The organism is Nitrincola nitratireducens (assembly GCF_000585235.1).
GTDB classification, from domain to species: domain Bacteria; phylum Pseudomonadota; class Gammaproteobacteria; order Pseudomonadales; family Balneatricaceae; genus Nitrincola; species Nitrincola alkalisediminis.
The window spans coordinates 1-10,782 of record NZ_AONB01000036.1; the positions used below are offsets into that span (position 1 = coordinate 1).

Annotated in this window: 12 protein-coding genes; all 12 read right to left on the reverse strand. The window is 40.6% G+C overall.

Going from position 1 to position 10,782, the window contains the following annotated elements; all coding sequences use genetic code 11:
- A partial coding sequence (locus tag D791_RS18125) for a hypothetical protein (RefSeq protein WP_036514778.1) occupies nt 1-218 on the reverse strand: 218 nt, incomplete at its 3' end.
- A 4-nt stretch (nt 219-222) separates the two neighbouring features.
- Nucleotides 223-1,248, reverse strand: coding sequence for a PP2C family protein-serine/threonine phosphatase (locus tag D791_RS18130; RefSeq protein WP_051514681.1), 1,026 nt, complete (start codon nt 1,246-1,248; stop codon nt 223-225).
- Between the two features lie 47 nt (nt 1,249-1,295).
- Nucleotides 1,296-2,006: a serine/threonine protein kinase gene (locus D791_RS18135; RefSeq protein WP_081763953.1), complete on the reverse strand. Its 711-nt coding sequence runs from the start codon at nt 2,004-2,006 to the stop codon at nt 1,296-1,298.
- Nucleotides 2,007-2,206: 200 nt separating this feature from the next.
- Complete coding sequence (locus D791_RS18140; RefSeq protein WP_036514781.1) at nt 2,207-3,061, reverse strand: RDD family protein; 855 nt, start codon at nt 3,059-3,061, stop codon at nt 2,207-2,209.
- Nucleotides 3,062-3,065: 4 nt separating this feature from the next.
- Nucleotides 3,066-4,262, reverse strand: coding sequence for a PP2C family protein-serine/threonine phosphatase (locus D791_RS19375; RefSeq protein ID WP_051514682.1), 1,197 nt, complete (start codon nt 4,260-4,262; stop codon nt 3,066-3,068).
- 10 nt (nt 4,263-4,272) lie between these two features.
- A complete protein-coding gene (locus tag D791_RS18150) occupies nt 4,273-4,620 on the reverse strand; it encodes an FHA domain-containing protein (RefSeq protein WP_036514783.1) in 348 nt (115 codons plus the stop codon).
- Nucleotides 4,621-4,644: 24 nt separating this feature from the next.
- The gene (locus D791_RS18155; RefSeq protein WP_036514786.1) at nt 4,645-5,247 is read right to left on the reverse strand and encodes a hypothetical protein; all 603 of its coding nucleotides are present in this window, start codon (nt 5,245-5,247) and stop codon (nt 4,645-4,647) included.
- Between the two features lie 32 nt (nt 5,248-5,279).
- A complete protein-coding gene (locus D791_RS18160) occupies nt 5,280-6,614 on the reverse strand; it encodes a trypsin-like peptidase domain-containing protein (RefSeq protein WP_036514788.1) in 1,335 nt (444 codons plus the stop codon).
- Nucleotides 6,601-7,368, reverse strand: coding sequence for a MotA/TolQ/ExbB proton channel family protein (locus D791_RS18165; RefSeq protein WP_036514790.1), 768 nt, complete (start codon nt 7,366-7,368; stop codon nt 6,601-6,603). The genes D791_RS18160 and D791_RS18165 overlap by 14 nt, the downstream gene beginning before the upstream one ends.
- 64 nt (nt 7,369-7,432) lie before the next feature.
- Complete coding sequence (locus tag D791_RS19850) at nt 7,433-8,050, reverse strand: FHA domain-containing protein (RefSeq protein WP_202806912.1); 618 nt, start codon at nt 8,048-8,050, stop codon at nt 7,433-7,435.
- Between the two features lie 24 nt (nt 8,051-8,074).
- Nucleotides 8,075-9,028, reverse strand: coding sequence for an Lcl domain-containing protein (locus D791_RS19380; protein WP_051514683.1), 954 nt, complete (start codon nt 9,026-9,028; stop codon nt 8,075-8,077).
- 52 nt (nt 9,029-9,080) lie between these two features.
- The coding region (locus tag D791_RS19385; RefSeq protein WP_202806913.1) for a protein kinase domain-containing protein at nt 9,081-10,782 on the reverse strand (1,702 nt) is incomplete at its 5' end.

Here is a 10,782-nt window from a genome sequence, read left to right on the forward strand (position 1 = left end):
ACTTGTCCATTAGTACCCAAAGCACTGACTGTTTGTCCATCACGACTGGCTAAATCACTAGGAAAGTATTCTTTAATCACCACCTGGTTCTGTAAATGAATGTCTTGAGCAAGGTAGGCAATTCCGAAACCACCTTGGCCCAATAGGTCTTGAATAACATAATCACCCAGTTGATAACCTTGCGGTAAGGTGCGGTGGTTGAAGGTCGGTTTATTCATCTTCCTACTCCACCTGAATAACGCGTTGATTATCATCATTGCTTGCTTCGGTGTACGGTGGCTCTACCTTTGAAGCTGGCACTGCTTCAGAATAAGGTGCTACGGAATTAAGATCGTCAGAAATAGATTCCTCTGTTCGTGTCAACTCCTCTATTTGGGTAGGTTCTGTGTTTGGGATCGGTTTCTCAGCAGGCTTAAAGAATGCGAAGGCTGCCACTGCTAACATAAGCGTTAAAAACACGAGTCCGGAGATTAACACTCGTGTATTTTGCACCTTTGAACTGTTATTGCCATAGTGTTTGTAGACCGCGAGTGAGATATTATCGCCTTTTGGCCCCCCACGCTTAGCCGCTTCATCAACCATTTTTTGTGGCCATGTTTCAATACCCACTTTTCCTTCCAAGTTGATCGCTTTTGTTATTTCAGGTATGTCAAATCTCTCCCAAAGTCCGTCAGAACACAGCAAAAGTGCATCTCCGGCTTCGAGTGCCGTCTCACCTAAAGAGACCTTAGGTGGGTTTTCTCCACCGACACTTTGTAGCAGGCGGTTTTGATCCGGGTGAGTGCCCATTTCTTCTTCGGTGATTTGGTCTGTATCCAACAGCATTTGCACAACAGAATGGTCGCGTGTTCGTTGTGAAAAAACACTTTGTTTGAAATAGTACAAACGGCTATCACCAACATGCGCCCAATAGGCATGGTTACCAAGAATGATTGCGACGACAAGGGTTGTTCTTGGCGAAATATTTTGTAACTCACCTTGTGTTTTAATCTCTTCACTCGCGTGATGCACCATTTGCTTGAGAAAATCTTTTGGATTGCTTGGGGAACCTTTTTCTTGTTGAAAACATTTTACACAAACATCTACCGCAATCTTGGATGCTAACTGCCCACCACGATGCCCACCCATGCCATCTGCCACAACAAGCAGGTGATTGTTATTGAGCGTATAGACCTTCACGCTATCTTGCTGTTCTTCTCGCCCGCCAATATGAATAGCGCTAGCGATATCATATGTTTTAGTTTTCATTTTATTCTTTGCCTTTTGTTCATGATGAAAATGAAAGACCGTCAATTTTACCAATTAAGATATTGTGTTTTACTAGTACCATGGACTCTGGACTTCCACTCATCATAGTTTTTGGGGCGTGCTTTTTGATCGACCTGTAAACCATTTATAAGCATCTGAATAAACCGCTCATTATGTTTGTATTTAGCTAACATAGCTATTGGCACTAAAGGATCATTTTTACCTTCATATAAGGTGTTAAATCTCTCCATAACTTCCATGACCTTTTGGCCCGTAACACACTCGTAGAGGGTGGCTGACAATCCATAATAATCAGTCCAACTTCCTATATTTGAATTAGTAATATACTGCTCATAGGCTGCATATGGTGGTGTTAGAACACGTGTCATTTGCTGACTATGCTCCCCTAATCTTTGACGTGCGGCGCCAAAATCCAGCAACAATGGATAACCGCTATCCAGTAACAGAATATTGTCGGGTTTGATATCCCGATGTACCATTCCCGTTTTATGAACTAAATCCAATCCTTGCATAATAAAATCGAAAATAAATTCGACCTCTTCTGGCTTAAACTGAATACCTTTTTTAATGTAAAAAGAAAGTGCCTTTCCGGGATAGAACGGCATGAGAATGTATGCAGTGCCATTCGCTTCAAAATAGCGTTTCACTTTTACAATTGATGGGTGTTCAAACCTCACTAATGAAAAAGCTTCATCTTTAAAACGGTTTAAGCCCCATTCAAAATCACTGAAACTTATATTGGAGTTCGGTCTAACGGTATCGTCTCATCTCTATATGAAAGACCGATCGGAAGGTACTCTTTAATAGCGACCTTTTGACCTGAAGATGGCTCATCTGCCATATAGGTCACCCCAAAACCACCCGCACCTAAAACTTGGGTAATAATATAGCGGTCAAGACGAGTACCTAGTGACAATGTATTTCGGCTCTGCATAATTTAACCCCGCGAAACTTGAATTTCAGATCCACCAATTTGGATTCTAGATTGCAAACTAATCCGCTTAGGATGATGAGGCTGTAATCGTTGCTCATCGACAAGAGTACCGTTCATTGAGTCAAGATCTTCAAGAATCAAACTTGTTGACCCTGTATCCAATTGCAAACGAAGTCGTAGATGTCTTCCAGAAACTGTATTATCAGGCACGATGTGCGTGGTATCCTCTGTTTTTCGACCACCAAGCACGATTCCCGCTTCGAGTTCTTGTTGTGATACAGAAAAACGCACTGCATCACCACTATTACAAAATCCCGAAATCACCCAGGCATTATGTGATGGTTTTGGAATTTCAGAGGGTTCATCAGGAATATTCGGAGGTGCTGGGATGGGGTCAGGAATTGGGTCAATTGACGGAATAGAGCCACGGTTCGAGGATTTATTCACCACAACGGTTTTAACTAAATAATCATGTAGCGTTTGTTTATTTTGGGTAAATAACGCGAGAAAATAGGTAAATAAAACCAGGGTATTCCTTAAAACCTCTCGCCCTAAAGCGCGACCAAACGTTAGCGTATTCCCTTGAAGGTGAACAACCTGAATCTTCATTATTTGTTTACCAAATGTTGCATGCTTTGTTGAGCTATGCATTACTGCAAAATATATGGGCGGGCACACTATCAAAAGAAACAAATCAAAAACTATTAACGCATCTATATCTATAGAAAAAACACTCAGAATCAATATAGCGGAAACTATAATCCAATATATCAATCCTAAAATAATAGAATCGATTATAATTGCAATTGCACGTTTCCAAATGGGAGCAATATTAAGAGAGCCTTTAATGAGATTCACTGCATTATCCTTCTGAAACTTTCTTATCTTGATTAGTCATTTCACTTACAGCATCGGCGTTATCTGAAACTCTATCATTCACTGGCTCTTCTAAAACTGGGATAGGCTCTTGAATTGAATCGTCAATGAGTGTGGAATCAAATATTTGGTCTATCGATTGATCAAAATCAGCCGATTTTTCAATAAGATGATCTTTAGTTGCTTCTGGGCTAAGCGCTTCATCTTTTAGGCGATCAATATAAAAATAAGCAACTAAGCCAAGGACTATCATTACAAGGAGTAGAATGACCCACTTAACAACGGTTATATTTTCTTTTGAGAATGAGTGTTCCATAACAGGATCGTCATCACGCATTAAAGCACTCCAACTGACCTGATTAGCGGTTGAAGCATTTGATGGTGTACCATGCAAATCAGACAAACTACCGTCAGTTGGCATAAGTGCAGCAACCATAATGGTTGTATTATCTTGTTTTGGATTTTTCTTATTTAATACAGCCTGTAACAGCATATCTGTTAAATCGTCATGCGGGGTGTGCTGCTGCCATTTTTCGACTAGACGTTCAATCTCTTTTTCTGAAAGGGTTTGAATACCATCACTGGCAATAATTACTACATCTCCAGGTGATAAAGCAATACCAGTTGTGGGTTGATCAACCTTCTCAATTTGATCACCCATCACTACAGAAATCAACGAATTTTTTTGCGGATGACTACTGGCTTGTTCCTGAGTTATTTCACCTTTAATTACCCGTTCAAGCAAAATTGGCGCCATCGAATGATCTTCGTTAACTTGGCGAAGTTTACCGTTTGAATAGAGATAAAGCGGAGAGTCACCAACGCTAATCCAATAGAGTATTTTGTCGTAGACAAAACCTGCAAGATAAGTCGCTCCCATGCCTGTTAACTCAGGCTTTTTGGTAATAATCTCGCAAATCTGCTGGTTGCCAAGATCCATTGAGGCTTTAAGTTGGGAGACCAGTGTATCTAAGGTAACTTCTTTAGAAAACACCTGTCGATAAGCCTTAACAAGAGTTTTGCTAGCAACATCACCAGCAGCGTGTCCGCCCATGCCATCTGACAACACAAAGCCTATGCAACCACTTTTATTAGTTTCTAACCAATAGCAACTGTCCTCTTGGTAGGGTCTTGCACCTTGATGGGTGCTTGAACCATAGGATAGTATTAACCTATTTGACATACAAAGATCCTCAGTTCGCTGGTATTATGTGGCCATTTTCATCACGAATAAACTTTTCAGGCTTTGGTTTAGGCTTAACATCTTTTTGAAGGCTTGCTACAACTTGAGCAATGCTAAGCTTATAAGTACCTAATAATACAATCTCATTCGTGCTAACAGTTTCTTGGGTAATTCGTCGCCATCCTGAACGTGATTGGCCAGAATGATCACATACAAAAGTACCATTCATGCTGACACGATCAATAATGAGACAAGTACCATCATCTTTTATCATCAGTTCTGCGTGTTGACGGCTAACTGTTTTATCAACAATCTTGTAGTCACAGTTTGCACCGGTTCCAATTAACACTCTTTTCATTTAACTAATACTCCAATAATTTTTTTACAAGTGCGAATCGACACGAACATCACCTTCATCATTCACATGAATCGTAGCAGCGTGCAAGCCGGGGGCATTAGCCCTGCCTCTCAGTGTTACAGGAGGTAATTTATCTATCCCGTTAGAGTGAAAAATTCGACCTTGCAAAACCACAGGTGTGGAACCATTTGTATAATAATGATAATAAACTTCGTATTTACCGGTTTCAGCTTTAGGCGTGACCCAAATTTCGGAAGCTGGTCCACGTGTAGCATCTTCACTTAACTCTGCCGCAGAATTAGGAAAGTGGGGTCGGGCTGATGCTCCAGCCTCAACCCTGTTATGTCGACTGTAATTAAATAAATTCCCGTTTGGATCACGTACATAGAGGTCAATATCTGGCGAAGAATTCCAACTCAATGTAATAAGTAAATAAGTCGCTTTCGCTTGCTTCTCTAGCTCTTTATTTTGCTCTTCAAGATCTTTATTTTTTTTCTCAGCGATTTGCAATTGATCATATAAATCACTTGGATCAATCGGTGAAACATTCAAATAGTAAGGAAACAGAATAATCATGACCAATATAATTGCACCCAGCGCACTCGCAAACAAATCTAGTGCTGACATGCTAAACACATTAATTTCTCTTGACTGCCTTTTCACTCAGCGTCCCTCTTAAGAATTAACTCATAATTTCCTAAATGGATACGCGTGTTTTCATCAACACGAACAAGACAAAACTTTTCAATCTTAGTGCCGTTAATTCGCGTTCCATTTGTTGAATTTATATCTTCAATAAAAAAACAATCATTACAATAAAACAGATTTAAATGAGCTTTTGAAACTGTAGAATCATTAATCCGAATATCTACCAAACTAGAATCACGACCTATCAACCAACTTGAGTCATTTGAAAGTGTATTAAATGTATGCAATATAGAATTTTCTATTGGGCTAAATAATTTCCAAACAGGTTGATCTGTTGGCTTTTCAATAATAACACCACCATTTGAATAGCCATTATTTTCCTTATTTTTTCTTCGATTCCATTCAGTATAGGGTTCAAACACTTTTTCTATAATGGTCTTAGGTTGTTTGATTGCGAAGAAAATGGTAATTAAAAAAAGCACTATTAAAACAATGATTAAAGCTATTAGCCAAGCAGGTAAACTATTTAATGATTGTGTTATAAAGGCGTGACTACATGGCTCAGTTGACTGTGTGAACGACACACCTGAATCATTCAAAAACTTAGTGATATACGTTAGTGTACTCGAAAAATAAAGTGCTGCAACACCATCTTTATGACCAAAGGTATTAATACCTACCAGTTCACCGCAATTATTAAGTAAAGGGCCGCCGCTATTTCCGCTGTGAATCGCCGCGCTATGTTGATACCAACTACGCTCCTGCAGATTGTCAGACATTCTAGAAGAAACCTGACGACTGATAACACCTTGTGTCAGGGTCGTTTCTATGAAGTTAGGCTGTATATCATTTAAGTCATCTATCATTGACCCTATAATTTGATCCGCCACACCTGGAAATCCAAAAGCATAAACAGTACTTGCTTTTAATGGTGCAGAAAAAGATATTGAAATATGTGAAAGGCCCCTTTTATCAATTTTTATTAATGCTAGATCACTATGTATGTCAACTGCTTTGACGACACCTTCAATAAAATCACGATGCCCATCTATTCCTTTTTGTAGCACATGTACTTTCCGTCCAGGCTGTACATGCTCATTATTAAACTGAACTACATGATGATTTGTTAAAATATAACCATCTTGCGTTAAAATAACGCCCGAACCAGAACCTGCACCACCATTCGGGTCGATAAGCAGAATCCTAACCACTTTTTTATCTGTTTCCTCTACATCAAAACTTACGCTATAAGTTGGTGATGAAAAGCCCATAAAAAAGTGAGCCGTTAGTATCATTAGCGCACGAATCAGAAAAGAAGTGTGCGCCAGTGCGCTAATCTGGCGCATGGTTTTTCTCGTTATATAAGCGATTAATTAGATTATCCAAACAATACTGCCCAGCATCATTCATAACACGCTCTTCCATCGACTGAATGATATTCATCAAAAACATCAACACACCAGACATGATAAGCGCTAGTAACGTAGTGTGAAACGCAACACCCAATTGCAAAGTCACTTCAGTTAATAGCCCTTCACTGTCGGGCGGAACTGTGCCGGCATACATTAGAGCTGATGATATTCCAAGCACTGTCCCAATAAATCCAAGTGTTGGAATAAGCCACATTAAATAGCGCAACATGTTGTATTTAAGTTCCATTTCATGTTGAACTAAATCTATGCTTATATTGAGTAAGTTTTGAGCTTGCTCAACTGATTTTGATGTTTGAAATTGTGTAATGACTCGTAATACCATTTTAGGTAGAAACATCGGAAGATGCTCACATGCTTTCAACTTTTTATAAAAGGGTCCTAATTCTTTAACCGTGAGTACAGTGTGATCATCTTCAGGCAATAAATTACTTTTCAATTGATCTTTATTTTTAAAAACAACATCTAATCTATATACCAACTCACCAAAACCAACAAATAAAATCACCCACATCAAATTGTGAATACTATAGGGGTAGCCATTTGTTCCCTGCCCAAACAACACTGTAAAAATTGGCTTTTCTGGCATAAAAACCCACATTACAATCAAAAAAAAGATACTTAAAAGCATTGCACTTACAAAAAAATAAATCCGCTTAATTTCAGACATATTATTTCCGTTAATTATAAAAATCAGGAGTGACACCACTCCTGTACGTATTTAAAACTAAGTTTTATTTAAGATCCTGCCAATCAAACTCTTTGCAGCAAAATGGAACAAATTTTAATGCAGTTAAACCAAGATTAATCACTTCTCCACCATTTAAAATGAGTGGTTGTAGTACCGGTGCATCATTCATGTAGGTTAAGTTTTTACCCCCACCATGATTGACATAAAAAGCACGTCCTCTTGGATCATAGGTAATACTTGCATGCGGTTCACGAGAGATATCTAGATCACCAAAATTCAGGTTTACTCGACAGTTTGCCCGTCCGATGGTATTCATGCCATACCCTAAAGGTAACGCCGAGCCTTTGCCTGGACCATCAACAACGACAACCCAACCTACCACTGGATCAGTCATATAATCAGTCGCCGTAGTATTCATATTTTCCGTCGCAACGCCCGCGTTCGGTCTAAAAATTCGTGTTACTTCATCTGTTTCGTTGGTTTTTTCTGTTGGGGCATTATTGATGTTTGTATTCTTACCTCTATCGTCAATATAATCTGTTTTTTCTGTAAAACTATTTACTTGGTTTTGTTTATCACCCATTTTATGGGTTTCAACATCATCCATTGATTTATTATTTTCTTCAGCCAGCCGCCTTGTTACATCAATTTTAACTGTCATAAAAATACCCTTCTTTTGTTTAAATCAATCTACATTTCTAACTAATCGTACATAATGTAGATAGCCATTGGTGTTCCAATACATATTATTATCTGCAAAATTCACGTTCCAATGTGAGTGTGCATTACGTTTAACCGTGCTTGACCAAACAAATCCCATTGGGTCATTTGAAAAAACCGCTTCATAATCGTTTGGTTCTATCCCTTGTACCAGAGTTAAAAGTTCGGTTCTATTTGGCACGCGCCAATTGCTTTTGCCTATCTGTGTCGCTTGATTAGCGATCTCCGCGGCTGCTATCGAACGATCCCCACGATAGGTGGCCGCACTTCCTTCACAGGATTTGTTCGCTTCTTGCCAAGTTTGTCCTAATAAACATCGGCTCCACATCAATCCCGTTCGCGTATCGATTGCTGTACCATCAGTATACGCAATAAATGAGTTAATCATTTCATGACTATGCATCACCTCAAGTTCTACAACCGGAGGGTTTCGCATCAATACATCAACCTCTTTTAATGCTCGCGCTAACTCTTCTACCGAAGCTTCAACTGATTGTTTATTAGCGGAAAGCTTAAAATAGAAAAACCCAGTAATCACTATCACCAATCCAGTCAATGTACCAATCAGCAACCGTGATCTTTGACGCTTTTTCACTTCGATTTGCTGTTGTTTTAGTTGCGCCTCGTTAATCTTCGCAACTTTTGCATCAATACAGGACTTGAGCTGGTCATAATGCAACTCGACCTCACCCAAACTCACCCCCCCCCCATAACCTACTCGAATGGTGTCACCAGCAATCTTAGATTCACCCGAGGGTTTGGTCCCATTGACACTGCCAAGGTCTTTTACCACCACCATTTCAAGGGCTGGTTCATACCAAGCCTCGGCATGAACACGACTCACTGAGTCATTATCTATGTTTAGGTCAACTTCAGCACCATAATAGCGACCGATCTTCACTTTGATTTCTTTTGCCATCTAGTAAGCTCATTTCATAATTAAGGTATCTAGTGATATATATTCTTAAAATTTATCGGATACCTAAATTAATAAGGATTTGTTGTGCGTTAGCATTTCCTTGCTCTGCCGCCTTTCGGTACCAATCCAACCCCAATTGATCATTTTGTTCAACACCTCGACCTGTTCGGTACATCACACCGAGATTAAATTGTGCTGTAGAATGCCCTTGTTCCGCCGCCTTTCGGTACCAGACCACAGCTTCTTCATCGCTTTGCTCAACACCCCGGCCTGTCTCGAACATTGCACCGACATTAAATTGTGCCTGTGCAAACTCTTGCTCCGCCGCTTTGCGGTACCATTCCACCGCTTTCTCATCATTTTGTTCAACACCTCGTCCATGTAGGTACATCTCACCGAGATTAATTTGTGCCGCCGGCAACTTTTGATCAGCGGCCATGCGGTACCAATTCACTGCTTGCTCATCGCTTTGATCTACTCCACGGCCATTTTGGTACATCCAACCGAGATTAAATTGTGCTTCTGCATACCCTTGATCAGCAGCCTTGCGGTACCAGACCACAGCTTCTCCGTCGCTTTGTTCAACACCTCGTCCATTTAGGTACATCCCACCGAGATTAAATTGTGCCACCGCAAACTTTTGATCAGCGGCCTTGCGGAACCAAGCTAGCGCTTGATCATCACTTTGTTCAACACCTCGTCCATTTTGGTACATCCAACCGAGATTAGTTTGTGCCACCGCAAACTTTTGATCAGCGGCCTTGCGGAACCAAGCTAGCGCTTGATCATCACTTTGTTCAACACCTCGACCTGTTCGGTACATCTCACCGAGATTATTTTGTGCCACCGCAAACTTTTGATCAGCGGCCTTGCGGAACCAAGCTAGCGCTTGATCATCACTTTGTTCAACACCTTGTCCATTTAGGTACATGAAACCGATGGAATTTTGTGCCATTGCATATTCTTGGTCAGCCGCCTTGCGATACCAGATAACCGATTGATCTTCATTTTCTATATCGCTTGACAATGCACGTCCAAAGAGGGCTTGGAGACGTACATCATTAGGTTTAGCGTTAACAGCTAATTTACAGGCTTCGATGGCCGCTTGTGATTGAATGTCCTCGAATTCCACACCAACGACATCATCTGGTCGATCAGGATCCCATGGAGATGCGACCAAGTGTTCACATTGAAGCTGGAGTGCTTCAGCTGTGCGTTGCTCTACAAGTTGTGCCAGCGCTTGCGGCTTATCAGCCTCACTTTGTAGGTAAACATAGCCACCACCTGCAACTAACAACATCAACGCGACTATCCCGATTAGAATTTGGGCTTTGTTGCTTTTGTTATCGCTTGTTTCTTTTTCGTTTGGTTCTTGTTTTGGTTCTTGTTTGGGTTGTGGTTCTGTTATTTGGGCAAGCAGTGATTTGGCTTGTTCCGCACTTTGTGGTCGGCTCTGTCCCTTCAGCTGCATACATTGATCGATTAGCGTAACTAAACCAGATGGACATAGCCCTGCTATCGGTAACTGACTTAAAGGTATGTGGTCATCGTCAAGTAATCTTGCACTGGCTTCTTCTGGCGTTTGTGCTGTCAGGCATTTGTAAAGCGTCGCGCCCACCGCGTATAGATCAGTGGCGGGTAATAATTTTGATTTCGAGCTGTATTGCTCTGGGGAGCCATAACCTGGGGTAACAACAACAGAATGGCTTTTATCAGCCAGTGTTTCTTTTGCTGCACCAAAGTCTATCAGTACT

Bases quoted from the DNA above. Each gene is read 5' to 3' on its own strand.
- D791_RS18130 (WP_051514681.1), bottom strand. From the start codon at position 1,248: ATGAAAACTAAAACATATGATATCGCTAGCGCTATTCATATTGGCGGG.
- D791_RS19375 (WP_051514682.1), bottom strand. From the start codon at position 4,262: ATGTCAAATAGGTTAATACTATCCTATGGTTCAAGCACCCATCAAGGT.
- D791_RS18150 (WP_036514783.1), bottom strand. From the start codon at position 4,620: ATGAAAAGAGTGTTAATTGGAACCGGTGCAAACTGTGACTACAAGATT.
- D791_RS18155 (WP_036514786.1), bottom strand. From the start codon at position 5,247: ATGTCAGCACTAGATTTGTTTGCGAGTGCGCTGGGTGCAATTATATTG.
- D791_RS18160 (WP_036514788.1), bottom strand. From the start codon at position 6,614: ATGCGCCAGATTAGCGCACTGGCGCACACTTCTTTTCTGATTCGTGCG.
- D791_RS18165 (WP_036514790.1), bottom strand. From the start codon at position 7,368: ATGTCTGAAATTAAGCGGATTTATTTTTTTGTAAGTGCAATGCTTTTA.
- D791_RS19850 (WP_202806912.1), bottom strand. From the start codon at position 8,050: ATGACAGTTAAAATTGATGTAACAAGGCGGCTGGCTGAAGAAAATAAT.
- D791_RS19380 (WP_051514683.1), bottom strand. From the start codon at position 9,028: ATGGCAAAAGAAATCAAAGTGAAGATCGGTCGCTATTATGGTGCTGAA.